Genomic DNA, 26,378 nt, shown 5'->3' with positions numbered 1-26,378 from the left:
AGTGTTACCGGCCGGTCCATTGTGGACGGCGTCCGGCGGACCACGCGGCATAGAACTCCCGATGGTCGCGCGCGGTCATCAGGAGTGCCTGGGTGATCGCCTCCAGCTCGATGGCGCCGCCGAGGTCGCTGTCGAGTTCCCGGGTGAGCAGGACCTTCGTGGTCGAGTAGGCCAGCGCCGGACCGTCGGCGAGGCGCCGGGCCAGCGCCGTCGTCTCCGCGCCCAGCTCGGCGTCCGGGACGACCCGCGTGGCCAGGCCGATCGCCTCGGCACGGGCGGCGGGCACCTGCTCGCCCAGCATCAGCAGCTCAGTTGCCCGCCCGAGGCCGACCAGCCGCGGCAGCAGGTACGCCGAACCCATGTCCGCGCCGGCCAGGCCGACCTTCGTGAACAGGAACGCGAACTTCGCCGATTCCGCCAGCAGCCGGAAATCGCTCGCCAGCGCGAGCACCGAACCGGCGCCCGCGGCGACGCCGTTGACCGCGGCGATCACCGGGATCGGGGTCTCCCGCAGCGCCTTCACCACCGCGCCGGTCATCCGCGTGAACTCCAGCAGCCGCGCGGTCTCCATCCGCCGCAGCTCGCCGATGATCTCCTCGACGTCGCCGCCGGAGCAGAAGCCGCGGCCCTGCCCGGAGATGACCAGCACCCGCACATCGCCACGGTGCGGCAGCTCGGCGATCAGGTCCCGCAGGTCCGCGTAGACGTCGAAGGTCAGCGCGTTCAGCTTCTCCGGGCGGGTGAAGGTGACCGTCCCGACGCCATCGTCCACAGTGAACTCGAAGTGCCGCCACGAGCCGGTGATCGGGGCGCTGGCACGGAACGGGCTCATCTCTGTATTCCTCCACCGTCGAGAACGAGGGTCTGCCCGTTGATCGCGGCCGTCTCGCGGGCGGCGAGAAACGCCACCGCGTAAGCGACTTCGCGGGGTTCGAGCAACCGGCCCAGCGGTGCCGCGGCGGCCAGCGCGGCTTCCGCCTCCGTCTCGTTCCGCCCGGTGCGGGCGCGGATCCGGGCCACCGACTCGGCCGTCATGTCCGTGCGCACGAAGGCCGGGCAGACGGCGTTGGCCGTGACCCCGCTGCCCGCCACCTCGGCCGCGACCGCGCGGGTCAGCCCCACCGCGGCGTGCTTCGACGCGGTATAGCCTGCGGTGTAACGGAAACCGGCATGCCCCGCGGTCGAGGCGACGGTGACGACGCGCCCGTGATCCCGCTCCCGCATGCCCGGCAGCACCTCGCGCGTGCACAGGAAGGCGCCGGTCGCGTTCACCTCGAACTGGTCGTGCCAATCGTGCACCGTGGTCTTCGCCAGCGGCGCGCTCGCCGACACTCCGGCATTGTTGACCAGCACGTCGACCGGCCCGAGTTTCGTGAAGTACGCGTGTACCGCGGCCTCATCGGTCACGTCGCACTCGGCGCGGCCGGGGGCGTACACGGTGTCCCCGGCGCGGCGGAACCACTCCGCGATCGCCGCGCCGATCCCGCGGGTACCACCGGTGACCACGACGACCCGCGTTGTCCCTCCGGAGAAGAAGCTCACCCAAGAAATCTACACCGCAGCGGTCTGTGGTGTATAGAGTTGAGCCGTGTCCGAAGCCCAGGAACCCGCGCGCACGCCACAGCAGCTCGTGATGACGCTGCTCGGCAGCTACGTGCATCCGCGCGAGACCCGGCGGGTGTGGTCCGGCGGGCTCGTCACCCTGCTGCAGGAACTGGGCTTTTCCGACGGTGCGGCCCGGATCGCGCTGACCCGGCTGGTGCGCGGCGGGCTGCTCGCCCGGCACCGCGAGGGCCGCCTGGTGCACTACTCCCTGACCCGCCGCACGGTCGCCCTGCTGGCCGACGGCGACCGGCGCATCTTCGGCCTCGGCCGAGGCGAGCGGGAGGCGGGCACCTGGACCGTGCTGTGGCAGAACATCCCCGAGACCCGGCGCCCCGCCCGTGAACAGCTGGTGCGGCGGCTGCGTTTCCTCGGCTTCGGGCCGGTGCAGGACGGCACCTGGCTGGCCCCGCACGACCGGGAGGCCGAGGTGCTCGAATTGCTCGCCGAGCTGGACGTGACCGGCTACGCCGGGCTGATGCTGGGCACCCCGTCCGCGGGGCTGGACGTACGCCGGTTCGCCGGCCGAGCCTGGGATCTGGACGGGCTCTCCGCCCGTTACGACGCGTTCGTCACCGAGTTCGGCGGCTGCCCGCGGGAGCTGCCCGACGCCGAGGCGTTCGTCGTGCGCACCCGGCTGGTGCACGCCTTCCGGGAGTTCCCGTCCCTCGATCCGGAACTGCCCGCCGAGCTGATCCCGGCACCCGGGCGGCGGGCCGCGGCCGTCGAGCTGTTCCACGACCGCTACCGCACGCTGGCCCCGGCGGCCCAGCGGCACTTCGATCGCGCACTCTCCCCGAAGCAGTGAGGACATCATGACCGGTACCGACGACCCGCAGGCCGCGCTCAGCTACACCTCCTACCTGGCGCTCGACGAGGTGCTCGCCGCGCAGCGCCCGCGTTCGGACGAGCACGACGAGCTGCTGTTCATCGTGATCCACCAGGTGTACGAGCTGTGGTTCAAGCAGATCCTGCACGAGGCCGCGTTCCTGCAGGAGCACCTGGCCGCGGGCAGCACCGCGCACTCGATGCGCACGCTGCGCCGGATCCTGACCGTGCTCAAGGTGGTGGTCGCGCAGATCGACGTGCTGGAGACGATGACACCCAGCCAGTTCACCGGTTTCCGCGCCCGGCTGGACGCCTCCAGCGGGTTCCAGTCCGCGCAGTTCCGCGAGCTGGAGGCGGTGCTCGGCCGCCGGGACGAGCGGGTGTTCGCGCACTATCCCGCCGGGGGAGAGCAGCGTGCCCGCATCTCCGCGGCGATGCGGCGGCCCTCGGTCTTCGACTCGTTCCTGACCTACCTGGCCGGGCACGGCTACCCGGTCCGGACCGATCGCGACGTCACCGCGCCGCTGCAGCCGTCCGCGGAACTGCAGGAGGTGCTCCTGAAGGTGTACCAGGACGACGGCGGCCCCTCGACGGTCGCGGAATGCCTGGTCGATCTGGACGAAGGGATGCAGGAGTGGCGGTACCGGCACGTCAAGATGGTGGAGCGCACGATCGGGGACAAGACCGGGACGGGCGGCTCGTCGGGGGCGAACTACTTGCGCGCGACGTTGTTCCGGCCGATGTTCCCGGACCTGTGGGCCGTGCGGAGCCGGTTGTGACCACTCTCGACTCGCTGCGCGCCGAGCCGAACGCGCTCGCCCCGCACTACTCGCGCTTCGGCGTCGCCGGCCGGCTGCTGCTGTCCGCGCACTCGCACCAGGCCTGGCCGGACGTCGCGGAGGAAGGGCTGCTCGAAGCGTTCGCGGACGCCGCACGCGACGTGGACGGCAAGTGGGAGCGGGCTTTCGCGAAGGCCGGCGAGCTGCGTGCCGGGTTCCGCGAACTGCTGTCCGACCCGGCCGGGGAGTACGCGCTCGGCGCGAACACCCACGAGCTGGTGCTGCGTTTCCTGTCCGCGATCGAGCTGCCGAAGCGGCCCCGGCTGGTCACCACGGACGGGGAGTTCCACACCCTGCGCCGCCAGCTGGCCAGGCTGGCCGAGGAGGGCATCGAGGTCGTCCGGGTCCCGGCGGAACCGGTGGCGACGCTGGCCGGGCGGCTCGCCGAGCAGATCGACGGGCGCACCGCCGCGGTGCTGGTCTCGGCGGTGCTGTTCGAGACCGCGCGGATCGTGCCCGGCCTCGTGCACCTGGCCGACGCCTGCCGTGGCCGCTCGGTGGAACTGCTCGTCGACGCCTACCACGCGCTCGGAGTGGTCCCGTTCCCCGTGCACGACGGCGGGTTCACCAACGCCTGGATCCTCGGCGGCGGCTACAAATACCTGCAACTGGGCGAGGGCAACTGCTTCCTGCGGCTGCCCGCGCACGCGCAGGAGCTGCGCCCGGTGATCACCGGCTGGTACGCGGAATTCGGCGCGCTCGCCGGTGAACCGCGGCCCGGCGAGGTCGTCTACGCGACCGGCGGCGACCGGTTCGCCGGCGCCACCTACGACCCGTCGAGCCATTACCGCGGCGTGCGGGTGCAGCGGTTCTTCGCCGAGCACGGGCTGACTCCGGAATTCCTGCGTGAGGTCTCCCGGCATCAGGTCGGGCTGCTCGCCCGGTGCTTCGACGACCTCCGGCTGCCCGAGGGCGTGATCACCCGCGACCGGGATACGCCGCCGGAAGGAATTGGCGGGTTCCTCGCCCTGCGCGGCGCGCGGGCCGCGCAGCTGTGCGAGGCGCTCGCCGAGCGGGGCGTGCGCACCGACAGCCGCGGGCACCACCTGCGGTTCGGTCCCGCGCCGTACCTGTCCGACGCACAGCTGGAAGCGGCAATGTCCACCCTTCGAGACGTTCTCCGGGAGTAACCCGGGGCCGCGCTGGATTGTCTTCCACTGCGGGCATAGGTTGACCTCGTGCGCAGGCCTGGGCGACCCCCTCGCCGGTGCGCGAACCGTTCACATGACAGCGCGCGGCCACGAACCGCGCGCGGGAGACAAGGACGTCACCACCGTGACCGAAGGCGTTTTCGGCCGGCACAGCGGCCATGAACAAGTTGTGTACTGCCACCACGAGGCCAGCGGGCTCAAGGCCATCATCGGCATCTACTCGACCGCACTGGGCCCGGCGCTCGGCGGTACCCGGTTCTACCCCTACGCCACCGAGGACGAAGCGCTCGACGACGTGCTCGCGCTGTCCAAGGGCATGGCGTACAAGAACGCACTCGCCGGGCTCGATCTCGGCGGCGGCAAGGCCGTGATCATCGGCGATCCGGCGACCGTGAAGTCCGAAGCCCTGCTGCGCGCCTACGGCCGGTTCGTGGACTCCCTCGGCGGCCGCTATCTCACCGCCTGCGACATGGGCACCTACGTGCGGGACATGGACGTGGTGGCCCGCGAGACCCGGTACGTCACCGGCCGCTCGCCGGAGAACGGCGGTGCGGGCGATTCCTCCGTGCTCACGGCTTTCGGGGTCTTCCAGGGCATCCGCGCCTCGGCCGAGCACCGGTGGGGCACGCCGGAGCTGACCGGCCGCCGGGTCGGCGTGGCCGGGGTCGGCAAGGTGGGCCACATCCTGGTCGACCACCTCGTCGAGGCCGGCGCCCGGGTCGTGGTCACCGACGTGGCCGAAGCCGCGGTGGATCGCGTGCGGGCGGCGCATCCGGACGTCGCCGTAGTGTCCGATGTGGACGCCATGATCGGCACCGAGCTGGACGTGTTCGCGCCGTGCGCGCGGGGTGGCGTGCTGACCGACGAGACGGTGGCCGCGCTGCGGGCCCAGATCGTCTGCGGCGCGGCGAACAATCAGCTCGCGCACCCGGGCGTGGACAAGCTGCTGGCCGACCGCGGCGTCCTGTTCGCCCCGGACTACCTCGTCAACGCCGGCGGCGTGATCCAGGTCGACGACGAACGGCACGGCTTCGACTTCGCCCGCGCGCAGCGCAAGACCGCCGAGATCTTCGAGACCACCAAGTCGGTCTACGCGCTGGCCGAAGCGGACGGCGTGCCACCGGCGGCGGCCGCCGACCGGCTCGCCGAGCGGCGCATCGCCGAGGTCGGCCGGCTGCGCGGCATCCTCAAGGTCTGAACTGGTCTCAACGGCCTTGACCGTCTGAACGGTTCGCTTCGCTCCGGACGACGGTGCGGGGAACTCCCGGCAGCCCGGGATTCCCCGCACTCGCGTTCAGCCGCTCTTGCGGCGGAAGGTGCGCTTGTTCGCGGCGGGGCCGTGTGCCTGCCGGTTGCGTGCCCCGCCGTCCTCGTGCGAGGCCCCGGACCGGCTCTGCGCCTGCTTGCGTTCGAGCGCCTCCCGGAACTTGCGCCTGGTGTCGTCCTCCTCGCCGCTGTGCGACGATTGCGGTTCACTCATGCTGACCTCCGGAGGATGACGACGTGGGGACCGGTTCAGCCTGCCATCGACCGGGGCGCTTGGCGAGCCGATTTCCCCGCGGCGACCACGGAACTCCTGCGGGGCAAGGAAAATTCAGCCGATCAGCTGTTCCCTCGCGTCCGAACCGGACGGCTTCGCCCTCCTGCGAGCTATCCGTGGCGCCCCGGCGTGACGATGTATTGCTGCAGGCGATCTACGGCGTTGCCGATGCCCGAACGCCGGGGTGGCGGATCCGTGCGCAGCGGGATCCTGGCCACCACGATCCTGACGACACCGCCCAGCACCAACGCGCTGAACAGCGCGAGCGCGAGCCGTCCGGTCGCCAGGTCGAAGACCAGGCCACCCGAGCGTCCGTACAGGAAGCCCGAAACCACCGCCCACGCCACGGCCGCGACCCCCAGCGCGGCGGGCACTCTGGTCATGACGCCGCTGGTGAACACCACGAGAGTCAGCGGGACGACGGCGTACCCGGGATGCTCGGTGGCGCCCGCCATGTCCGCCACGATCGCAACGGTCGCCACGACTGCGCATCCGATCGGGAATCCGAACCCTCCGGGGAGCCGTCCGTCCATGCGCTCAGTGGACCGCGCGCGGGCATGGGCGCCGTGGGCGCGGACGGCATCCGTACGCGCCGTGGCGAGTTCTTGACGTCTTCTTAACCGGCCTCGCGCTCGGTCGCACGCACGATCGCGGCCACGAGCTCCGGCCACAGCGGCTCCGGCAGATCGTGGCCCATCCCGGGCAGGATCACCAGCTCCGCGTCCGCAATGGCGGCGGCGGTCGCCTTGCCGCCGGTCACGTCGATCATCTGGTCCGCGTCGCCGTGCACGACCACCGCGGGCAGCCGGACCTCGCGCAGCCCCTCGGTCCGGTCGGCGGCGGTGAGGATCGCCATCAGCTGCCGCATCGTGCCCGCCGGGTGCACTGCCCGGTCGTAGGCGCGGGTCGCCTTGTGCCGCAAGTACTCTTCCGACTCCGGATAGCCGGGTGAGCCGGTGGTGCGGTAGTTCGCGATGCTCTGCTCGATGGCCGCCTCGCGGCTGCGCGCGGGCGGCTGGGTCAGCGTGGCGAGCGCGGCCGGGGAGGTCCGGCCGACCGCCGGATCGCCGGTGGTGGACATGATCGAGGTGAGGCTCAGCAGCCGGTCCGGGTGGTCGAGGGCCAGCCGCTGCACGATCATCCCGCCCATCGAGGTGCCGGCCACGTGCGCCTTGGCGAACCCGAGTGCGTCGAACAGGCCCACCACGTCGTCGGCGAGGTCGGACAGCGAGTACGGCGCCTCCGCCTGGCCGAGATCGGCCGGATCGGGCGTGCCGAGCTCGTCGAGCCAGGTGGAGAGCCCGCAGTCGCGATTGTCGAACCGGACCACGTGGAAGCCGTGCTCGGCCAGCAGCTCGCAGAACCCGGTCTCCCAGGTGACCATCTGCGCGCCGAGGCCCATCACGAGCACGATCGGCGGGTGCGCCGGGTCGCCGAAGGCTTCGTATTCGAGTTCCAGGCCGTTGGCCTTTGCGCGTGGCATACCCCGATCATGCCGCACCGGGCACCGTGGCGGGACCGGTCACCGCTACGGTACTGGCATGGGGTCATCCTCCTCTCCGTCCGGCCCGCGCCCGGCGATCACCGCCGAGCGAATCGTCGACGCCGCGGTCGAGCTGACCGCCGAGCGCGGTTTGGAAAACTGGACACTGCGCGAGCTCGCCGGTGTGCTCGGCGCCTATCCGGCGGTGCTCTACCACCACGTCGGCGACCGGGACGCGCTGATCTGCGCGGTGCTCGACCGGGTGGTCGCCACCCTCCCCATCCCGGAGGAGGGACTGCACTGGCAGGAGTGGTTCGCCCAGTTGCTCGCCGACGTGCGCACGGTGCTGCACCGGTATCCGGGCACAGCCCGCTGGATGGTGCGCTTCGCCCCGTCGGTCACCGCGGCGACGACCCTGGTGGACCGCGGCATCCGGTTGCTGCAGGAAGCCGGGTTCGGCGACGAGAGTTCGCTCATCCTGCACATGCTGACCACGACCGCCTGCCAGTTCGTCGCGACGGAGGACGACCGCAACAGCCCCGCCTTCTCACAGCGCCTGGACAACGCCGCCGAGTACGCCCGCCACCATGACGACCCGGACCACCCCGGCCTGGCCACCCACGCCAAGATGATGAAGGCCCGGCAGGCCGACCCGGAACTCGCCGCGGACTATCAGGCGCAGATGTACGAGTACGCGATCCGCCGCTGTCTGGACGGCCTGGCCGTACGGCTGGCGGAACTGAACGGCTGACCCGGGGCCGCGATCGCGCGGTCGCGGTGCGGCGGGATCCGGCCGGATCCTTGCGACGGGTGGATGTGCCGTGCTTTCCGGTGACGGGGAGGGCTCGCCCCGTCGAGGTAGATCGGTGGGGATGGGCGGCGCCCTGTCTTGCGGACACCCCGGTCAGTCGTGTGGCTACGCCGCGATCGTGGGGCCGTGGTGCGAATTCGCGAGACGCGGTCGGACTGACCGTTCACCGGTGGCTGAGCGAAGGCTCGCCCTGCCGAGGCAGGGCCGATGGGCGAGTAGCTCGCCGGAGAGCGGGGTCGGCCGCGCGTCTCCGGATCGATCGCATCGCCCAGTGTCGCCAGGTCCGGCCGAATCCTTACGCCGAGCCACCCGCTCACCAGCGGCTGGCTCGGGTCGGCCTGAGGCGCTTTCCGCGGACCGCAAAGCCACATCCCGCCGAAGCGCATCCGCCCGGCCGGGCCGGCACCCGCCGGACCGGAGCAGCTGCGGTCCGAACCGACGGGCCGCACAGCTCGCCGGGCTTTTCCGAACCGCCCCCGGCCTCGGAGGATCCGGCGTAGCGTGGACCGTACCGGGGGTTCGCACCTCCGGCGGGGCCCCCGGCACTCCCTCCCCCTCGTGGTGCCGGGGGCACTCCCTCAGCCCGGGTGCGGGTCCTGGATCGTCGGGAACACCTCCCGCACCAGCGTCACCAGGGATCGGCTCAGCAGGGTGTGCACCTGGGCGCGAGAGAGCGAGCCGAGCACCAGCCACTCCCGGCCGGCCGCCTTCACCATCCCCGCGAACGCGCGCACCGTGGCGTTGAGTTCCTCGCCGTGGTCGCTCTCGCGGGACAGCCCCACCATCTCCAGTACGCGGTCAGCCGAGGCGCGATCGCCCTCGACGAGGATCCGGTCCACCTCCGGATCGCGGCCGATGCCCTCCGGCGCGATCGCGGCCAGCCACATCTTCTCCTGCCCGCAGACCATGTCCAGGAGCAAGTCGATGGCCACCTCCACGCGCAGTTCCAGCGGGCCGTGGGGGATACCCTCCAGCGCCAGCCGCGGCACGGTCAGCGCACGCCGCAGGATTTCCAGGTACAGCTCGCGTTTCGTGCCGAAATAGTGGTTGATCAGCCCGCGGGCCACGCCTGCCTCGTGTGCGATGTCCGAAGTGGACACGTCCGAGTACGGGCGGGCGCCGAACAGGCGGGCGGCGCAGGCGTAGATCTGCTCCTTGCGCTCGTCCGGTTCCAATCTCCGCCATTTCGGCGCCGGCTCGATGCTCATCCGGTGATGGTCTCATGATCGGTTCAGGGGCGGGGATTAATCGTGGGAATGTCGGCCGGGCAGACACGTTCGGAGGGCTACCGCCGGGTACGGCTTGACGGCTTCGCTCCGCGCGTCCGAGAAAAGGACCTGCCGCTTCGCGGCTCGTGACCAGCGAAAATCACCGGCCGTGTCCGATCCGGGACCGGGAAAACCGCGATTCCGGAGTTCCGCGCCGAAGCCGTGGCCCGGCAGTCGAAAATCGAGCGGACCACAAAAATCCGGGGAGTGTCGCGCGAATCCGGCGAGCATGGTGCTGCATTGTGCACCGAAACCGGATCGGTGAAGAAGTTCACCGCCGGGTGGTATTCCCGTCGGATTCCGGCTCCGGTCCGGGGTCGTCGTCCCCGGTGGGCAGCAGCAGGGTGAACGTGGGCGGATCCGGGCGGGTCAGCCGCAGGCGGCCGCCCTCCGCCTCGGCGAGGCCGCGGGCCAGGCGGAGGCCGATACCGTGCCCCGGCGCGGGTTCCGGCTGCTCGAACGGGTCCTGCTCGCCCAGATCGGGGCCTTCGTCGGAGACGTCCACGGCGAGCACCTCGCCGGCGTCGCGTGCGAGTACGGTGACGGTGCCGCGGCCGTGGGTGATCGAGTTGTCCAGCAGTACCGCCAGAATCTGCCGGACCGCCGCCGCGGAAGCCCGGACCGGCGGCGGATCCCGCAGCTCCACGCGCAGCGCCCGCCCGCCGGGCAGCGGGGTGGACTGCAGCTCGGCCAGCAACGCGCGCAAATCCAGCACCGCGCGCGTGGCACGGCGTTCCCGGGACAGCGCGAGCAGATCTTCGACCGTGCGTTCCAGCCGGTCGACCGACCCGAGGCCGGCACGAATTGCGGCGTACGGATCCGTGCCCGGCGTTTCGAGCGCGGCTTCCAGCTGCAGCCGAAGCCCGGCCAGCGGTGTGCGCAGCTGGTGCGAAGCCTCCGCGGAGAACGCCCGTTCGCGCGCCAGCGTTTCGCCGATCCGCTCGGCTGTGGCGTCGAGCGCGGCACCGACCCTGTCGATCTCCTCGATCGAGGATTTCGGTGCCCTGGCAGTGAAATCGCCCTCGCCGAGCCGGCCGGCCGCGGCGGCCAGCTCCTCCAGCGGGCGGGTGAGCCGTCCGGCGAGCCGCCGGGCGACCAGCCGGCCCGCCACCACCGCGGCAGCCGCGCAGCCGGCCATCGCGAGCCAGCTCAGGCCGACCTCGCGCACCAGTTCGGACTGGGGGAGCGCGGTCCGCACCACCCCGGTGAGATGCGGACCGGCGACCACCGGGACGGCGAGCACGTCGTCCGCGCCGATCTGGCCGTCGACCATGTCGCGACGCGTGCTGACGACCTCGCGCACCACCTCGTCGGCCTCCGCCGGACCCTGCCCGGCGACGAGCCTCCCGGCCGCGTCGTACACGCCGACCCGCGTGCCCTCCGGCAGATCGTTGCCGGGCAGGCGTGGAACGCGGCCGTTGGCGAGCGCATCGGCCACCACGACCGCCGTACGGTCGGCGGCACGCTCCAGCTCGGACGTCGTGTGCGTCCGGTAGTACCACAGCAGCCCGGCCGCGAGCGGCAGTCCGAACAGGGCCGTCGCCAGCACCGCGACCACCACGGTGATCGTCACGATCCGGCGGCGCACGGATCAGGCCTCCTCTAGGCGGTACCCGTGCCCGCGCAGCGTCGCGATCCGCGGCACGTCGCCGGACGTACCGGCCGCCGCGGCGAGCTTGCGGCGGACCGCCGCGATGTGCACGTCCAGCGTCTTGGTCGAACCGTGCCAGTGCGCGTCCCACACCTCGGCCATCAGCGTGTCCCGGCTGACCGCCACCCCCGGCTGCCCGGCGAGCCGCGCGAGCAGGTCGAACTCCCGCGCCCGCAACGGCACCTCCCGGCCGCCGAGGGCGACCCGCCGCCCGGCGACGTCCACCACGAGCGCGCCGATGGTGAGCACCGGCGCGGACGGCGGTGCCGGGGCACCGCGGCGCAGATGCGCGCGCACCCGCGCGAGCAGCTCGGTCAGCCGGATGGGTTTCGTCAGGTAGTCGTCCGCGCCGGATTCGAGCCCGACGACCACGTCCATCTCGTCCGCCCGCGCGGTCAGGATGACCAGCACCGCCGACGGCATCGCGGCGCGCAGCCTGCGGCAGACCTCGATGCCGTCGAGGTCGGGCAGGCCCAGGTCGAGTAGGACCAGCTCGACCGGTCCCGCCCGCAGCGCCCCGCGCCCGTCCCGGCACCAGTGCACCTCGTGACCGTGCGTGCGCAGCGCGGATTCGAGCACGGTGCCGATCGCCGCGTCGTCTTCCACCACCAGCACCTTGGCCACGTCCGAAGCGTAACCAACCGCAGTCGCCCCTCGGGCATAGTGGCGGACATGCGCGTTCTGTATCCGGAAATCGAGCCCTATGACCATGGGATGCTGCCGGTCGGTGACGGTAACGCGCTGTATTGGGAGGAATGCGGCAATCCCGAGGGCAAGCCGGTGGTGTTCTTGCACGGCGGCCCCGGCGGCGGGACCCTCCCGCGGCACCGGCGGCTGTTCGATCCGCGTCGCTACCGGATCGTGCTGTTCGACCAGCGAGGCTGCGGACGCAGCACCCCGCACGGCAGCACGCCGGAGGCAGACCTGGCGGTGAACACCACCTGGCACCTGGTGGCCGACCTGGAACGGCTCCGCGAGGCGCGGGGGATCGAGAAGTGGCAGATGCTCGGCGGCTCCTGGGGCTGCGTGCTCGCGCTGGCCTACGCCGAGATGTATCCGGACCGGGTGAGCGAGCTGGTGCTGCGCGGAGTGGCGACGTTGCGGCGCAAGGAGGTGCAGTGGCTCTACGGCGGCGGCGCGGCCTGCCTGTTCCCGGAGGCCTGGTCGCGGTTCCTGGCCCCGGTGCCCTATGCCAGCCGTGGGGCGGATCTGATCGAGGTCTACCACGAGCTGCTGCACCACCCGGACCCCGACGTACACCGGCCCGCCGCGCAGGCGTGGAGCCGGTGGGAGGGCGAGACGGTGAAGTTCACCCCGCACGCCGGCGTGGTCGACGCGTTCGCCGAACCGGAGTTCGCGCTGGCCATCGCCCGGATCGAGAACCACTACTTCCGGCACGGTGGCTGGCTCGCCGAGGATCAGCTGCTGCGTGAGGCGGGCAAGCTGGCGGGCATCCCGTGCGTGCTGGTCCAGGGCCGCTACGACGTGGTCACCCCGCCCACCACCGCTTGGGAGCTGGCCCAGGTCCTGCCCGGCGCGGAACTGCACCTGATCGGCGACGCCGGCCACGCCTTCGACGAGCCCGGCATCCTGCACGAGCTGATCGGCACCACCGACCGGTTCGCCCGGGTCTGATCGCCGCGCCGTCCCAGGGCTGTGAAGGGTCCCTTCACGGACTCAGCGTCCGTGAAGGGACCCTTCACAGCCTTTCGCCCGGGTGTGATTCGTGCTGCGGGAGGGGTGGCGGGGCACCGAACCGCGGGCGGGTCGGCTACGAATGACGGTCATGGCACTGCTGCGCACCCGAGACCGCTGGACCCCGCTCGAAGGGGAGTTGCTCGGCTTCGGCCGGATGCAGGCGTATGGCCGGAGTTTCGCCCGCCACGGCCGCGGCGCCTGGTTTCACTTCGCGATCGAGTTCGTGTGGCAGCTGCTCACCCTGAGCACCCGGTTCTGCGTGCGCGGCGCTCGGCACCTGCCGTCCTCCGGCGGCGCCGTGGTGGTCTCGAACCACCTGTCGTTCGCCGATTCGGCCACCCTCACCGCGTTCTGCCTCGGAGCCGGCCGGGTCCCGCGCTACCTGGCCAAGGCGAGCCTGTGGCGGGCGCCGGTGATCGGCTCGGTGATGCGCTCGGGGCGGCACATCCCGGTGCACCGCGGCGCGACCACCGCCGCCGACGCCTACCGCGACGCCGTGGCCGCGGTCCGCGAGGGCGAATGCGTGACGATCTTCCCGGAGGCCACCTTCTCCGCCGACCCGGCAGGCTGGCCGATGAAGGGCAAGACCGGCGCCGCCCGGATCGCGCTCGCCACCGGGGCGCCGGTGATCCCGGTCGCGAACTGGGGCACGCACGACCTCCTTCCCGCAGGCGCTTGGTTTCCGCGCATGACGCCGCGGCGGACCGTGCAGCTGCTCGCCGGGCCGCCGGTGGACCTGTCCGATCTGACCGGCCGCGAGCCGACCCGCGCCGTGCTGGCCGAGGCGACCGCCCGGATCATGGCCGCGGTTACCGCGCTGCTCGGCGAAATCCGCGGTGAACAGCCGCCTTCGGTGCTCCGGGAAGCCTGATGGCGCGACCGGTCCGTCCGGGTGCCGAACGCCACTGTCGCTTCTCGGCTGCGGCGCCGCGCTGATCGGCTTCGCCGGGTAGCTTCGAGGCTATGAGCGCACACTATGACGTGGTGGTCCTCGGTGCCGGGGTCGGTGGGTACGTGGCGGCGATCCGGGCGTCCCAGCTCGGCTTGAGCGCGGCCGTGGTGGAGGAGAAATACTGGGGCGGGGTATGCCTCAACGTCGGGTGTATTCCCTCGAAGGCGCTGCTGCGCAACGCCGAGCTGGCGCACATCGTGCGGGATGAGGCCGCCACCTACGGCATTTCCTCGGACGGCGAGATCCGCTTCGATTATGCGGCCGCCTACGAGCGCAGCCGCAAGGTCGCCGACGGGCGCGTCAAGGGCGTGCACTTCCTGATGAAGAAGAACAAGATCACCGAATACCAGGGCCACGGCACCTTCGTCGACGACCACACGCTCGAGGTCGGCGGCGAGCGGATCACCTTCGGCCACTGCGTGATCGCGACCGGTGCCACCGCCCGGCTGCTGCCCGGGACCCAGCGCAGCGCACGCGTGGTCACCTACGAGCAGCAGATCATGGAGAGCGAGGTGCCCGGCAGCATCGTGATCGCCCGGGCCGGCGCGATCGGTGTCGAATTCGCTTACGTGCTGCGCAATTACGGCGTGGACGTGACCATTGTGGAATTTCTCGACCGGATGGTCCCCTTGGAGGACGCCGAGGTGTCGGCGGAGCTGGCCAAGCGGTACCGCAAACTCGGCATCAAGGTGCTCACCGGCACCCGCGTCGAGGCGATCGACGATTCCGGGTCCAAGGTCGCCGTCACCGTCTCGAAGGACGGCACCCGGCAGGTGCTGGAGGCCGACCGGGTCCTGCAGGCCATCGGTTTCCAGCCCAACGTCGCAGGCTACGGCCTGGAGAACACCGGCGTCGCCCTCACCGACCGCGGCGCGATCGCCGTCGACGGCCGGGGCCGCACGAACGTCCCGCACATCTTCGCGATCGGCGACGTGACCGCGAAACTGATGCTCGCCCACGCCTCGGAGTCGATGGGCATCGTCGCCGCCGAGACGATCGCCGGCGCGGAGACCATGGAGCTGGACTTCGTGATGATCCCGCGGGCAACCTACTGTCAGCCGCAGATCGCCAGCTTCGGCTGGACCGAACAGCAGGCCCGCGACCAGGGCTACGATGTGCAGGTGGCGAAGTTCCCCTTCACCGCCAACGGAAAAGCCCACGGCCTCGGCGACGCCGCCGGCTTCGTGAAGATCCTCAGCGACGCGAAATACGGCGAACTGCTCGGCGCACACCTGATCGGCCCGGACGTGACCGAGCTGCTCCCGGAACTGACCCTGGCCCGGCAATGGGACTTGACCGTGCACGAGGTGGCCCGCAACGTGCACGCGCACCCGACCCTGGGCGAAGCGGTGAAGGAAGCCGTGCACGGGCTGGCCGGGCATATGATCAACTTCTGATGGGTGAGCCTGCCCTGGCCTGCGGGGTTCGCGGGTCAGGGCGGGTTCGAGCCGTCCCGCGGTTTGGTCCGGCTGATCTTCTGAGACGCAGAGGGAGGGCGCCGCGCTGTGCGGCGACGAGGTGCGGCTAGGCAGACGGAGCCGGCAAAGAAGTCCGCTTCAGCTGACCACCGGCACCGAATGTCAGTCCACTATGGATCGACACCCTCACTCATCCCGCCGATAATGCCCATACGGGCAGGCATCGACCAGCGTCACCCGCACCACAGCCCCGCTGGGAACCGGATACTCCCGCTGTTCCCCCGGTTTCGCGCCGTGCAAAGCTTGCCCCAGCGGCGAATCCGGCGAACAGACCTCGAGATCATCGACCGCCCGGGCGCCGAGCAGCACGACCTCGGTCGCGCCGTCGTCGTAGCCGAGGGTGAGGACCATGCCGGGCTCGGCGATCCCGTCGTCGGGTGGGTCCTGGCCGACGACGGCGTGCTGCAGCAAGCTTTCCAGCTCGCGGATCCGCCCCTGCCGGTGCCGGTCGTGCACCAGCCGATCCGGCTCGCCGTCGGGTGTGCGTTCGCGGTGCAGGTCGGCGAGTTCCGCGACGAGACGGGCGTGGGCTTCCGACGTCAGCCAGTGCGGCGAAGGAGTCAACGTCATGGCAATGCCTTTCAGGGACACATGGACGCATGGTCGTCCGTGGGGGCGGGATGGCCCAGCCCCCACGGACTTGCGGAAGAGCCTCAGCGAGGCTCGGGCTTGTGCACGAGCGCGCCGGCTTCGGCGGCGAAGCCGCTCGCGGCTTTCATCAGGATGTCCCTTTCGATGCGCAGCAAGGTGTTCTCCGCGCGCAGGAAGATCAGTTCGGCCTGTTCGTCGCCGGTCAGCACCGGCCGGTCGGCGGGCCGCGTCATCGCAGCGGGTCGAACGGGCGCAGGGCCGCGGGCTGCCTGCCGGTGGTGATCTGCTCGGCGAGCAGCTGCCCGGTCACCGCTCCGTGCGTCAGGCCCCACATCCCGTGCCCGCCTGCGACGTACAGCCCGTCCGCGTCTGTCGCGCCGATCACCGGCCGCCCGTCCGCGCTGACCGGGCGAGAGCCGACCCAGGTGTCGGTGCACTGCGACCAGTCCAGGCCCTTCAGCAGTGGCCGTGCCGAAGCGATGATCGCGTCTACTCGCGCCGGGTAGAGAGGGTCGTCGGGCTTGCGGAACTCCATCGTCCCCGCCACCCGTAGCTTGCCCTGGTACGGCGTACACGCCACCCGGATGCCCGGCAGGTACATCGGGCCGGGCACCGGCTCGTCGGTCGGGACCGTGAAGGAGTACCCACGCCCGGCGCGCACTGGCACCCGTACGCCCCACTTACCGGCCAGCCCGCCCAGCCACGCCCCTGTCGCGAGCACGACGGCGTTGGCGCTGACAGTCTGCCCGCTTGCGGACTGCACGGTGTACGCGTGCCCATGCTGGCGAAGCGCAGTGACCTCGAAGCGGTGACGGATCGTCCCGCCGCGGCCGACCACCGCACGGGCCAGGGACTCGACGAACCGCCCGGGATCGACGTACCGCTGGCCGTCGATCCGGATACCGGCCTGGATCCGCTCGGTGACCTGCGGGAAGTGCTCGCGCAGCGCCGGGCCGTCGAACCGGGTCCAGCACACCTTCTGCCCTGCGTCGCCGAGCCGGTCCAGCTCCGCGACGAGCGTCCCGGCCTGCGCGGCGTTCTCGAACAGGGCGGTGATCGGCGCGTCGATGGTCGGCGCGTCCACCCCGTGCTCGGTCAGCACGTCGAACGCTTCCAGGCACTTTTCGTTGAACGGCAGGTTGGCGCGCACCGCCCGGTTCCACGACCTCGAGGTGCAGTTGGCCGCGAACCGCGCGAGGAACTGCCACAATCGCGGGTCCGGGCTCGTCGGGACGTGCAGTGGCGCCTGCCGGTCGAACAGGCTGCGCAGCCCGTAGCGGAGCACGGGGGGCTCGTTGAGCGGGATCGCGAGCCCGGGGGAGAGCCAGCCGGCGTTGCCCCACGACGAGCCCGCCGCGATGCCCGCACGGTCGACCACGGTCACCCGCACGCCGCGTTCCTGCAGGAACCACGCGGTCGACAGGCCGACGATGCCTGCACCGACCACGATCACCGAGCGTGGTCCGCCGTTCATCCGGTGGTGAGCGCCCATCCGTCTTCCTCCGCCAAGCTGTGTTGCCGTACCGGCGTACTGCCGATGCGGTCAGGATGACCCGGATCCGGCGGGCTTGCGTTGTCGGATCCGGCCAATCCGGTGGCCTGGTCTTGTCCGGATCGGTCAATCCTGCGGGTCGGCGACCGCCAGTTCGATGATCATCGCCAGCCGTTTGGCGGGCAGGTCGAGCCGCAAAGGGGTTACCGCGGCCATCTTCCGCAACCGGTAACGGATCGTGTTCGGATGCACACCCAGCCGTTCCGCGGCCTCGGTCAGCTCGCCCTGCGTTTCCAGCCACGCGCGCAGCGTCGCGACGTAGCTGGTGCCGTTCGCGGCGTCGTGCCGGGCGAGGTCGGCGATCGGCCCGCGGGCAGGGGCCCGGCCGGCTGCCGCGGCGGCACGCAGCCGCAGGATCAGGATGTCGTCCCAGGACTCGTCGTAGGCGAGGGTGGCACCCGGCTCCGGGCGGGTGTCGTGCAGCGCCAGGCATTCGTCGGATTCCCGGCGGCTGGCCGGCAGTTCCGCGGTCGTGGCGGCCCCGCCGATCCCGGCCGCGACGGTGACCTGCGCGGGCAGCGCGGTCCGGATGCCGTCGAGCCACGCACGGGCGATCGCCACGTCCTCGCCGGGCAGGATGGTGTAGACGGTGTTGCTGAACAGCGTGCTCCGGCCCGGCCTCGACCAGCCGAACCCGGTGGTCGCACGTTCGAAGGCGACCAGCAGCGCTGCGTGGCGCTCCTGCGCGATGTGCGCTTGGAGCGCCAGTACCCGGAATCGGCCAGGTGGCAGGCCAAGCCTGCTCAGCACCGCCGCCGCGTCCGGCGTGCCTTCCAGCAGCCGGATCACCAGGTCCGACTCGATCTGCCGTTCGAGATCGGCGCTCGCCCGCGAGCGCAGCAGGTGCAGCCCGACCGTGCGGGAACTGTCGTGCAGGACCGTGCTCCGCACGTCCGACAGCGGGGCCGGGCACTCCACCCAGATCGAGCCGAGCGTCTGGTGCCCGGCCCGGACCGCGACGACCATCCGCCCGGTCAGCCCGTGCTCGGGCGCGGCCTCGACGAACAGCGGTTCGTCGGACTCGGCAAGGTGCGCGAACACGCCGCGCCGCTCGAACAACTCCCGCGCCGGCTCCGGCACCCGCCTGCCCAGGATCGTCTCCAGCCGCACCCGGTCCGCGCCCTGCTGACGACTGGAGTACGCGAGCACGCGGGAGAGCTGGTCCTCGATGGTGACCGCACTGCCCAGCGCGTCGGCGAGGCTGTCGGCCAGCGCGAACAGGTCGGTGGGGCCACGGCCGGACTCCGTCTCACGCCCTTCGAGCACCAGCCCGTAGACCACCCCGGCGAGCTGCCCCCACGACACTTCCGGATCCATCAGCAGCACCGCGACCCGGCCGTCCTCCGCCTGCTCCACCGCGTCCGCGCCGGGCGGCGCCGACCCCCGCACCAGCACGACCGACGCCCTCGCCGCAGCCGCCCGCCCGACGGCTTCGAGTACCGACCCGGCCCCCACCGCGAGGTAGACATCGCCCCGCGACCGCCGCGGGTCGGCGGGGTCGTCCATCACCACGTCGCGCAACGCCACTTCCCGCGAGACCGGGCAGCAGCACAACCGCGCGCCGTACCCACCGAGGACGTTGACGAGCCGATCCAGCGTGACCATGCCCAGTTCATACCCGAAGGCGTTGCCCGGGTCGCTCCTGGACCGGTACTGCGCGGTCCGTCGTTTCCGGTCGGAATGACCTCCGCGATCCGGAATCATTCCCGTATCGATCGGGCGTCCGCCGATCGGCGATTCCGAGCCTCGGCTCCCCCGGGTGAGCGTCACTCCGCCGAGGAGATCCCGTTGCGGAATCCGGCTCCGGCCGGAAGGCTGGGGCAGCGAGGGAGGCTGCGTCGTGAACGGCCGGAACCGTGGCAGCGGTTCCCGTCCGGGGCGCCCGGCCGCTGCGGGGATGGCGTTTCGGTTCGCGTTCACCGGATGAATCCGAAGCGATGTCACGAGGATCGGTGATTCGACGTGCGCCTCGAAAGCAGAACGGTTCTCGTCCCACGGGCGCGGTGTTCGGCGGAGATCGAGGACCGGCGGCTGGCGGACTGTGCCCGCACCGGCGACGTGGACGCGTTCGGTGAGCTGGTGCACCGCTACTGCGGGGTGGTCTTCTGCCTGATCCGCCGCCGCGTGGGTGATCCCGCCGAAGCCGAGCGCCGGACGATAGAGGTCTTCTGCGCGACCTGGCGCGAGCTGCAGCACCCGGAGCGCCCGCAGCGGCGGTTCCTCGCCATGCTCAGCCGCGCGGTGACCGTGAACCTGGCCCAGTAGCGCGCTCAACCCAGAAGGCTGTGAAGGGTCCCTTCACGGACTCAGAGTCCGTGAAGGGACCCTTCACAGCCCCTCGCCCGGGAGCCGCGGGGTAGGGTCACCCGGCAGCGAGCGAGGAGGGTGTCGTGACAGCCGATACCGCAGTCGTCACCGGCGCGGGGTCCGGGCTCGGACGGTGTATCGCCCGCGCTCTGCTCGCCGCCGGCTACCGGGTCGCCCTGGCCGGGCGGCGCGCGGATGCGCTCGCCGAGACCGCCGGCGACGAGCCGCACGCGCTGGTGGTGCCCACCGACGTCGCCGACCCGGAATCCGTGGCAGCGCTCTTCACCACGGTGCGCTCGGCCTGGGGACGGCTGGACCTGCTGGTGAACAACGCCGGCGTCTCACTCGGAGGCACGGTCGCCGACCTGTCCGTGGCGGACTGGCGCCGCACCGTGGACACCAATCTCACCGGCATGTTCCTGTGCGCGCAGCAGGCCGTACGCCTGATGCGCGAGCAAGACCCGCGTGGCGGGCGGATCATCAACAACGGCTCCGTCTCCTCGCACGTCCCGCGCCCGGCCAGCGTCGCCTACACCGCGACCAAACACGCCGTCACCGGGCTCACCCGCTCGATCTCGCTCGACGGCCGCGCCTGGAATGTCGCATGTGGACAGATCGACATCGGCAACGCGGCCACCGAGATGACCGAGCGGATGGCCGAGGGCGTCCCCCAGCCGGACGGCGGGGTGATCGCGGAGCCGACCTTCGACCCCGGCCACGCCGCGGACGCCGTGCTGTACATGGCCGGGCTCCCGCTGGACGCCAACGTCCAGTTCCTCACCATCACGGCGACCACGATGCCGTTCATCGGCCGGGGCTGACCCGAGGGGCGACGCGGGAGTTCACGGTGCCTGGTGTCGCGAAGGCACCGTGACCGCGAACGTTTCCGCTGCTGGACGAACCAACCCCGCGCCGGAACCGCCATCGAGCAGCGTCCCGCCGCTTCAGGGCGCGAGCAACGGCAGCAACGGCTTCCGCACCGCGGTCGCCACCCCATCCGAAGCCGCCGCGGCCGCGACCCGCTCGTCCGACGGCGTGCCGTAGGACGTCGTGCGCTGCCGCAGCGGACGGCCGAGCGGCTCGACCATCGCCCGCATGTCACTGATCGTCTTGTACGAACCGTTCGCCGCGCCCGCCATCCGGCTGATCGTCTCCTCCATCAGCGTGCCGCCGATGTCGTTGACCCCGCCCCGCAGCACCGCCCGGCTGCCTTCCTCGCCCAGCTTCACCCAGGAACTCTGGATGTTGTCGATCGTGCCGTGCAGCAGCAGCCGCGCCAGTGCGTGCACCGCGCGGTTCTCCCGCATCGTGGTGCCCGCCCGCGCCAGCCCGGCCAGATAGATCGGCGCGTTCTGGTGGATGAACGGCAGCAGCACGAACTCGCTGAAGCCGCGTTTCCCGTGCCGCTGGAGGCCTTCCCGCTGCAGCCGTGCGAGCAGCTTCAGGTGCCCGACCCAGTGCGCCGGGTTGTCCACATGGCCGTACATCATGGTGGACGTGGTCGGCAGCCCGATCTCGTGCGCGGTGGTGACCACCTCGATCCACGCCGAGGTGGGCAGCTTGCCCTTGGTGAGTACCCAGCGCACGTCGTCGTCGAGGATCTCCGCCGCGGTGCCCGGCAGTGAGTCCACACCGGACTCCTTCGCCCGCACCAGCCAGTCGCGAATGGACAGATTCGTCCGTGAGGCGCCGTTCACCACCTCCATCGGGCTGAACGAGTGCAGGTGGATGTCCGGCTGCCGTCGTTTGACCTCGGCCGCCAGGTCGAAGTACGCGGTACCGGGCAGATCCGGGTGGATCCCGCCCTGCATGCAGATCTCGGTCGCGCCGGCGGCCCACGCCTCGTCCACCCGATCGCCCACCTGCTCCAGTGACAGCGTGAACGCGTCCGCGTCGGTGCGCCGCTGCGCGAACGCGCAGAACCGGCAACCGGTGTAGCAGACGTTGGTGAAGTTGATGTTCCGCGTGACCACGAACGTCACGTCGTCGCCGTTGACCTCGCGACGCAGGTCATCGGCCAGCCCGGTCAACGCTTCCAGCTCCGGGCCGTCGGCGTGCAGCAACGCCAGAGCCGCATCGTCGGACAGTCCAGCCGGATCCTTTTCCGCGCTGCGCAAGGCATCCCGGATGTCGGTGTCGAACCTCTGCGGACCGGACTTGATCTTGTCCGCCAGCTCGTTCCAGTCGCCGTAGACCGAATCGAAGTCACCACGCCGATCGCCGGTCCGGCCGGTGGTGTCGATCTCGGTGTGCAGATCGGTACGGCCGGACTCCTGCCAGCCGCCGTCCGGCTCCTGCCACGGAATACCGACCGGGACAGCGCCTTCGCGGGCCAGGCCGGTCTCCCCGTCGACCAGCGCGGCGACGTGCCGAGTGATCCGCGGATCCAGCCACGGCTCGCCGCGCCGGATGTACTCCGGGTAGATGGTCAGCCGTTCCTTCAGCGCGTACCCGGCCTTCTCGGTCTGCCGTGCCAGCTCGTCGGTCTGCGGCCAGGCCCGCTCCGGGTTCACGTGGTCCGGCGTGAGCGGCGAAACGCCGCCCCAGTCGTCGATTCCCGCGCGGATCATCAGGTCGTACTGGTCGCCGATCAGGTTCGGCGGCGCCTGGATCCGCATCCGCGGCCCGAGGACCAGCCGTGCCACCGCGATGTTCGCGGCCAGCTCCGCCAGATCGGCATCCGGGGTCGCCCGCATCTTCGTGTCCGGTTTGGCCCGGAAGTTCTGCACGATGACTTCCTGGATCCCGCCGTACTCACGCGCGGTCCTGCGGAGGGCGAACAGCGCCTCCGCGCGTTCCTCGTGCGTCTCGCCGATGCCGATCAGCACCCCGGTGGTGAACGGCACCGAACTGCGCCCCGCGTCGTCGAGCACGCGCAGCCGGACCTCGGGATCCTTGTCCGGCGAACCGTAATGCGGGCCGCCCTTCTCGCTCCACAGCCGCCGCGCGGTGGTCTCCAGCATCATGCCCATCGACGGCGCGACCGGCTTGAGCCGCTGGAAATCCTGCCAGGACAACACTCCCGGGTTCAGGTGCGGCAGCAGACCGGTCTCCTCCAGCACCCGGATCGCCATCGCGCGGACGTAGGAGAGCGTGTCGTCGTAGCCGTGCGCGTCGAGCCATTCGCGGGCGGCCGTCCACCGGTCCTCCGGCCGGTCGCCGAGCGTGAACAGGGCCTCCTTACAGCCCATCTCGGCGCCCTTGCGCGCGATGTCGAGGACCTCGTCGGGGGAGAGGAACGGGGATTCGAGCCGCCCCGGCACGGTCACGAACGTGCAGTAGCCGCAGCGGTCCCGGCACAACCGGGTCAGCGGGATGAACACCTTGCGGCTGTAGGTGATCACGCCCGCGCGGCCGGCTTCCTCAAGCCCGGCGTCCCGGACACGGGAGGCGTGCTCGGACAGCGTCACGAGGTCTTCGCCACGAGCGTGCAGCAGCACCGTCGTTTCGGCGATGTCGAGCGTCTTCCCATCCCGTGCACGGGCGAGCGCACGGCGCATCGCGGAGGCGGTCGGGGCGGTGGAGTCCGGGGCGGGTTCCATTCCCGCCACGCTAGGACTCGCCCGCGTCCGGCGGCCAGTGCGTCGCGCGCCCACCGCTCACCCGTCCGAGTCCGGTGATCATTGACGCAGGTCAGCGCACTGTGCCGGTTGCCACGGACCGCAGGCACCGGTATTACCTAAAGAGTGGCGTCGGTGATCGGGAAACGAATCGGCGGCCGGGTCTACTACTACCTGGCCGAGTCCGCGCGGGTGAACGGGAAACCACGCGTCGTCGGCCAGCGCTACCTCGGCACGGCCGAGGACATCGCGACGGCGATGGCCGGGGGCTCGGCCGAAGCGGCCGGCGCGCGGCACCGGACGTTCGGCGATGTCGCCGCGGTGTGGGGCACGTTGCAGCGGCTCGAACTGATCCGCCGCGTCGACGAGGCGGCCGGTGCCCAGCGAGCGAAGCCGACGCTGGGGTTCCACCTCGCGCTGGCCGTGCTGCACCGGGCGACCGCCCCGGGCACCGAGTTCGAACAGTGGTGGTCCGGCTGCGTCGCCCAGGACCTGATCCGGCCGCGCCCTCGGAAGGACGCGATCACCGCGGCGAGCCATCATCGCGCGATGCGGCGGCTCACCGAGGAGCGGATCAGCGGCGTCGAAGCGGCCGTCGCCGAGGCCGTCCGGGACTTGCTAGGCGACGACGGCACCGAAGCGCTCGCCGTCGACGTCGCGCAGTTCGCCGCCTTCACCGCTGCGGATTGCACGTCGTCGCCCGGCAAGGACGTTCTCGCCGGGCTCGGCCTGGTCGTCACCCGAGACGGCGCCATTCCGCTCGTTTCGCGCGTATACCGGCGCGACTCGGCGCCCACGTTCGGCGCGCTCGCCGGTGAGCTGGGCGGACGCTACCCGGATGCCGAGGTCACGCTCGTCTTCCACGCCGGGCAGGCCGGGCAGCTGGACCTCGGTGCACGCAGCGGATTCGTCGGCTCGCTCCCGCTGGCCGACCACCGGGAGCTACGGGCCCGCACCGATTCGGGATACCGGCAGGTGGACCCGGAACGGTTCGCCGGCCTCACCGCGCTGGACACCCGCGCGACCGTGGACGGCGTCCGCCGCCGCGTCATCGTCACCCACTCCGCGACGTTGCACGCCGCGCAGCACCGGGCGTTCACCGACGAACTGAGCACCGCGGTACGTGACCTCGACGGCCTCGCCGCGGCACTGGCGGCGGGCACCCACCGCGGCGACCGGACGCAGGTGCACGCCGAGATCTCCCGGATCATCCGGGGCCGCCGGGTGGAACGGGTGCTCGGCATCACGCTGGAGGGCACCCGTCCCGGCGAGATCCGGCTGTCCCACCGGGTCGACGAGGCCGCCGTCGCCCGGCTCGGGGACGAGTTCTTCGGCAAGCAGGTCCTGGTCACCGACCGGGACTGGCCGGTGGCCGAGGTGGTCACCGCCGCCCGTGCACGCACCCACCTCGAATCGACCTTCCGCTGGCTGACCGGCGTCGCCCCGGCCGGCCACGGGCAGTGGACGCCGCACCGGATCGCCGTGCACACCCTGGTGTCGGTGCTCGCCGCCACGGTCACCCACCTGATGCGGCGCGAGGCCGACCGGGCCGGGATGAACCTGTCCGTGGCCGAACTGCTCGACCAGCTGCGCGGCATCGGCGAAACGGTGCTGCGGCACCGCTCGACCGGCGGGCGCCCGCGCACCCGCCGGATCCTCTCCGACCGCACCCCTCGGCAGCAGGCGCTGTTCGGGCTGTTCGGCCTGGCCCGGTTCGCGCCCCGCTAGCCCTCGCGGTGGATCTGCAGCGCGGAGAAGCTCTGCACGACCGGCATCAGCTCGATCACGTTGATGTTCACGTGCGCCGGCTGGTTCGCCGCCCAGTACACCGACTCCGCGACGTCGTCCGCGGTCAGCGGGGTGGTGTCGGCGTAGACCCGGTCCGCCTTGTCCCGGTCACCGTCGAACCGGACAGCGGAGAACTCCGTCCCGCCGACCATGCCCGGCTCGACGTTGGTCACCCGGACACCGGTGCCGTGCAGGTCGCTGCGCAGGTTGAGGCTGAACTGGTGCACGAACGCCTTGGTCGCCCCGTAGACGTTGCCGCCGGGGTAGGGGTAGGTCCCGGCGATCGACCCGATGTTGATCACGTGGCCCCGCCCGCGCTCGACCATCCCCGGCAGCAGTGCGCGGGTGAGGTGCACGAGCCCGGTCACGTTGGTTTCGATCATCTGGTCCCAGTCCTCGAGCCGGGCCGCCTGCGCCGGCCCGAGCCCCTTGGCCAGCCCCGCGTTGTTGACCAGCACGTCGACGCCCGCCCAGTCCGTGGGCAACACGTCCACGGCCCGCGCGACCGACTCCCGGTCCCGCACGTCGAGGGTCAGGGGAAACAGGGCGTCCCCGAGTTCCCGGGCCAGCTCCGCGAGCCGCTCGGAGTTGCGCGCCGCCGCGACGACCCGGTCTCCCTCGGCCACGAATCGCCGCGCGATCGCCGCCCCGAATCCGGCACTGGCCCCGGTCACGAACACGGTCTTCATCGAATGAGTCACCGCTCTTCCTCCACCGGCCCGGCCACCCGGCCGGACCACCTGCCCAGTCCCCGGCCGCGCCCCGACTTCGGCCCCGGCCGCCGCGCCCCAGGTTAGGCAGTGCCCCGGACGCCGGCCCGCCCTGTCCCGTCTTTTCTCCCGTTGACCTGCGGTGATGTGGTTAGGGGACCCCCGTGTTTCGGGGGGTTGGGGGGCGTGTAATGTTCTCCAGGTCGCCAGGGAGACCGGGTGGCTGCGGGACACGAACCAAGCTCTCACCTTGAGGGTGATTGAGTGGGTGTGCTGCTTTAAAACTGCTAGGAATGACTGCTTCGGTGTGGTCTGGGCCCTGTGGGGTTCGGGTTGTGCTGTGGGTGTGTTGCTTGAGAACTCAACAGTGTGCTAGTGAACTAAGCCAGTAGAGCTTTGTATTTTGAAACCCCTCGTCGGGGTTTCCTTTGAGATTATTTTATGTAGTCTGGATTGACTCATTCATTGTTGGAGAGTTTGATCCTGGCTCAGGACGAACGCTGGCGGCGTGCTTAACACATGCAAGTCGAACGCTGAAGCATCTTCGGGTGTGGATGAGTGGCGAACGG

Annotated in this window: 25 protein-coding genes and 1 rRNA gene; 12 read left to right on the top strand and 14 right to left on the bottom strand. The window is 71.1% G+C overall.

The annotated features are described in order from the left end of the window. Positions 1–4: 4 nt before the first annotated feature. Both D5S19_RS10765 and D5S19_RS10760 read right to left on the bottom strand, forming a co-directional pair. Positions 5–832 carry an enoyl-CoA hydratase family protein gene (locus D5S19_RS10765; RefSeq protein WP_120023211.1) on the bottom strand — a complete coding sequence of 276 codons (828 nt, stop codon included), beginning with the start codon at positions 830–832 and terminating at the stop codon, positions 5–7. Next, on the bottom strand, positions 829–1,542 hold the full coding sequence (locus tag D5S19_RS10760) for an SDR family NAD(P)-dependent oxidoreductase (protein WP_120023210.1): 714 nt from the start codon (positions 1,540–1,542) through the stop codon (positions 829–831). The genes D5S19_RS10765 and D5S19_RS10760 overlap by 4 nt, the downstream gene beginning before the upstream one ends. 91 nt (positions 1,543–1,633) lie before the next feature. Between D5S19_RS10760 and D5S19_RS10755 the strand changes: the two genes are divergently transcribed. The 4 genes from D5S19_RS10755 (at position 1,634) to D5S19_RS10740 (ending at position 5,618) form a co-directional block, all read left to right on the top strand. Continuing rightward, complete coding sequence (locus tag D5S19_RS10755) at positions 1,634–2,410, top strand: PaaX family transcriptional regulator (RefSeq protein WP_120023209.1); 777 nt, start codon at positions 1,634–1,636, stop codon at positions 2,408–2,410. Positions 2,411–2,417: 7 nt separating this feature from the next. Further along, a complete protein-coding gene (locus D5S19_RS10750; protein WP_120023208.1) occupies positions 2,418–3,209 on the top strand; it encodes a tryptophan 2,3-dioxygenase in 792 nt (263 codons plus the stop codon). Next, entirely contained in the window at positions 3,206–4,399 is a 1,194-nt protein-coding gene (locus D5S19_RS10745; protein ID WP_120023207.1) for an aminotransferase class V-fold PLP-dependent enzyme, read from the top strand. Before D5S19_RS10750 ends, D5S19_RS10745 begins: the two co-directional genes overlap by 4 nt. A 145-nt stretch (positions 4,400–4,544) precedes the next feature. Further along, the gene (locus D5S19_RS10740; protein WP_120023263.1) at positions 4,545–5,618 is read left to right on the top strand and encodes a Glu/Leu/Phe/Val family dehydrogenase; all 1,074 of its coding nucleotides are present in this window, start codon (positions 4,545–4,547) and stop codon (positions 5,616–5,618) included. Between the two features lie 96 nt (positions 5,619–5,714). Here D5S19_RS10740 and D5S19_RS10735 read toward each other — a convergent pair whose 3' ends face one another. The 3 genes from D5S19_RS10735 to D5S19_RS10725 all read right to left on the bottom strand — a co-directional run bounded on the left by D5S19_RS10735 (position 5,715) and on the right by D5S19_RS10725 (position 7,443). Beyond that, positions 5,715–5,900: a DUF5302 domain-containing protein gene (locus D5S19_RS10735; protein ID WP_120023206.1), complete on the bottom strand. Its 186-nt coding sequence runs from the start codon at positions 5,898–5,900 to the stop codon at positions 5,715–5,717. A 170-nt stretch (positions 5,901–6,070) separates the two neighbouring features. After that, positions 6,071–6,493, bottom strand: coding sequence for a hypothetical protein (locus tag D5S19_RS10730; protein WP_120023205.1), 423 nt, complete (start codon positions 6,491–6,493; stop codon positions 6,071–6,073). A gap of 83 nt (positions 6,494–6,576) precedes the next feature. Continuing rightward, positions 6,577–7,443: an alpha/beta fold hydrolase gene (locus D5S19_RS10725; RefSeq protein WP_120023204.1), complete on the bottom strand. Its 867-nt coding sequence runs from the start codon at positions 7,441–7,443 to the stop codon at positions 6,577–6,579. Positions 7,444–7,501: 58 nt separating this feature from the next. On the opposite strand from D5S19_RS10725, the gene D5S19_RS10720 reads away from it, so the two are divergent. After that, positions 7,502–8,194: a TetR/AcrR family transcriptional regulator gene (locus D5S19_RS10720; protein WP_120023203.1), complete on the top strand. Its 693-nt coding sequence runs from the start codon at positions 7,502–7,504 to the stop codon at positions 8,192–8,194. Positions 8,195–8,832: 638 nt separating this feature from the next. Here the strand turns inward: D5S19_RS10720 and D5S19_RS10715 are convergent. The 3 genes from D5S19_RS10715 to D5S19_RS10705 form a co-directional block, all read right to left on the bottom strand. Continuing rightward, the gene (locus D5S19_RS10715) at positions 8,833–9,462 is read right to left on the bottom strand and encodes a TetR/AcrR family transcriptional regulator (RefSeq protein ID WP_120023202.1); all 630 of its coding nucleotides are present in this window, start codon (positions 9,460–9,462) and stop codon (positions 8,833–8,835) included. A gap of 331 nt (positions 9,463–9,793) precedes the next feature. Next, positions 9,794–11,110 carry a sensor histidine kinase gene (locus tag D5S19_RS10710; RefSeq protein ID WP_120023201.1) on the bottom strand — a complete coding sequence of 439 codons (1,317 nt, stop codon included), beginning with the start codon at positions 11,108–11,110 and terminating at the stop codon, positions 9,794–9,796. Between the two features lie 3 nt (positions 11,111–11,113). Further along, entirely contained in the window at positions 11,114–11,797 is a 684-nt protein-coding gene (locus D5S19_RS10705; RefSeq protein WP_120023200.1) for a response regulator transcription factor, read from the bottom strand. 48 nt (positions 11,798–11,845) lie between these two features. Between D5S19_RS10705 and pip the strand changes: the two genes are divergently transcribed. The 3 genes from pip to lpdA all read left to right on the top strand — a co-directional run bounded on the left by pip (position 11,846) and on the right by lpdA (position 15,220). Next, positions 11,846–12,808 (top strand): prolyl aminopeptidase, encoded by a 963-nt coding sequence (pip, locus tag D5S19_RS10700; protein WP_120023199.1) that lies wholly within the window; start codon positions 11,846–11,848, stop codon positions 12,806–12,808. 142 nt (positions 12,809–12,950) lie between these two features. Further along, positions 12,951–13,742 (top strand): lysophospholipid acyltransferase family protein, encoded by a 792-nt coding sequence (locus D5S19_RS10695; protein ID WP_120023198.1) that lies wholly within the window; start codon positions 12,951–12,953, stop codon positions 13,740–13,742. Between the two features lie 92 nt (positions 13,743–13,834). Continuing rightward, entirely contained in the window at positions 13,835–15,220 is a 1,386-nt protein-coding gene (lpdA, locus tag D5S19_RS10690; RefSeq protein WP_120023197.1) for a dihydrolipoyl dehydrogenase, read from the top strand. 207 nt (positions 15,221–15,427) lie between these two features. Here lpdA and D5S19_RS10685 read toward each other — a convergent pair whose 3' ends face one another. The 4 genes from D5S19_RS10685 to D5S19_RS10675 all read right to left on the bottom strand — a co-directional run bounded on the left by D5S19_RS10685 (position 15,428) and on the right by D5S19_RS10675 (position 19,049). Further along, complete coding sequence (locus D5S19_RS10685; RefSeq protein ID WP_120023196.1) at positions 15,428–15,871, bottom strand: GreA/GreB family elongation factor; 444 nt, start codon at positions 15,869–15,871, stop codon at positions 15,428–15,430. Between the two features lie 83 nt (positions 15,872–15,954). Further along, positions 15,955–16,125 carry a hypothetical protein gene (locus D5S19_RS32430; protein ID WP_199730434.1) on the bottom strand — a complete coding sequence of 57 codons (171 nt, stop codon included), beginning with the start codon at positions 16,123–16,125 and terminating at the stop codon, positions 15,955–15,957. Next, positions 16,122–17,384, bottom strand: coding sequence for an NAD(P)/FAD-dependent oxidoreductase (locus D5S19_RS10680; RefSeq protein WP_120023195.1), 1,263 nt, complete (start codon positions 17,382–17,384; stop codon positions 16,122–16,124). Before D5S19_RS10680 ends, D5S19_RS32430 begins: the two co-directional genes overlap by 4 nt. A 126-nt stretch (positions 17,385–17,510) precedes the next feature. Further along, the gene (locus D5S19_RS10675) at positions 17,511–19,049 is read right to left on the bottom strand and encodes a PucR family transcriptional regulator (protein WP_120023262.1); all 1,539 of its coding nucleotides are present in this window, start codon (positions 19,047–19,049) and stop codon (positions 17,511–17,513) included. Between the two features lie 357 nt (positions 19,050–19,406). On the opposite strand from D5S19_RS10675, the gene D5S19_RS10670 reads away from it, so the two are divergent. Then, the gene (locus D5S19_RS10670) at positions 19,407–19,709 is read left to right on the top strand and encodes a sigma-70 family RNA polymerase sigma factor (protein WP_120023194.1); all 303 of its coding nucleotides are present in this window, start codon (positions 19,407–19,409) and stop codon (positions 19,707–19,709) included. 125 nt (positions 19,710–19,834) lie between these two features. Next, entirely contained in the window at positions 19,835–20,572 is a 738-nt protein-coding gene (locus D5S19_RS10665; RefSeq protein ID WP_120023193.1) for an SDR family oxidoreductase, read from the top strand. A gap of 123 nt (positions 20,573–20,695) precedes the next feature. Here D5S19_RS10665 and D5S19_RS10660 read toward each other — a convergent pair whose 3' ends face one another. After that, a complete protein-coding gene (locus tag D5S19_RS10660) occupies positions 20,696–23,293 on the bottom strand; it encodes a bifunctional FO biosynthesis protein CofGH (RefSeq protein WP_199730433.1) in 2,598 nt (865 codons plus the stop codon). Positions 23,294–23,437: 144 nt separating this feature from the next. Between D5S19_RS10660 and D5S19_RS10655 the strand changes: the two genes are divergently transcribed. Further along, positions 23,438–25,039, top strand: a complete 1,602-nt coding sequence (locus D5S19_RS10655; RefSeq protein WP_456061905.1) for an IS1634 family transposase — start codon at positions 23,438–23,440, stop codon at positions 25,037–25,039. Here the strand turns inward: D5S19_RS10655 and D5S19_RS10650 are convergent. Then, entirely contained in the window at positions 25,036–25,788 is a 753-nt protein-coding gene (locus D5S19_RS10650; RefSeq protein WP_120023191.1) for an SDR family oxidoreductase, read from the bottom strand. The two genes, D5S19_RS10655 and D5S19_RS10650, sit on opposite strands and share 4 nt — an antisense overlap. Before the next feature lie 486 nt (positions 25,789–26,274). Between D5S19_RS10650 and D5S19_RS10645 the strand changes: the two genes are divergently transcribed. Continuing rightward, positions 26,275–26,378, top strand: a 16S ribosomal RNA gene (locus D5S19_RS10645); the annotation flags it as partial.

The sequence above is a fragment of the Amycolatopsis panacis genome (assembly GCF_003600245.1).
Classification (GTDB): domain Bacteria; phylum Actinomycetota; class Actinomycetes; order Mycobacteriales; family Pseudonocardiaceae; genus Amycolatopsis; species Amycolatopsis sulphurea.
The sequence above is the reverse complement of the archived record's forward strand: the minus strand, read 5'-3'. Positions and strand labels throughout refer to the sequence as shown.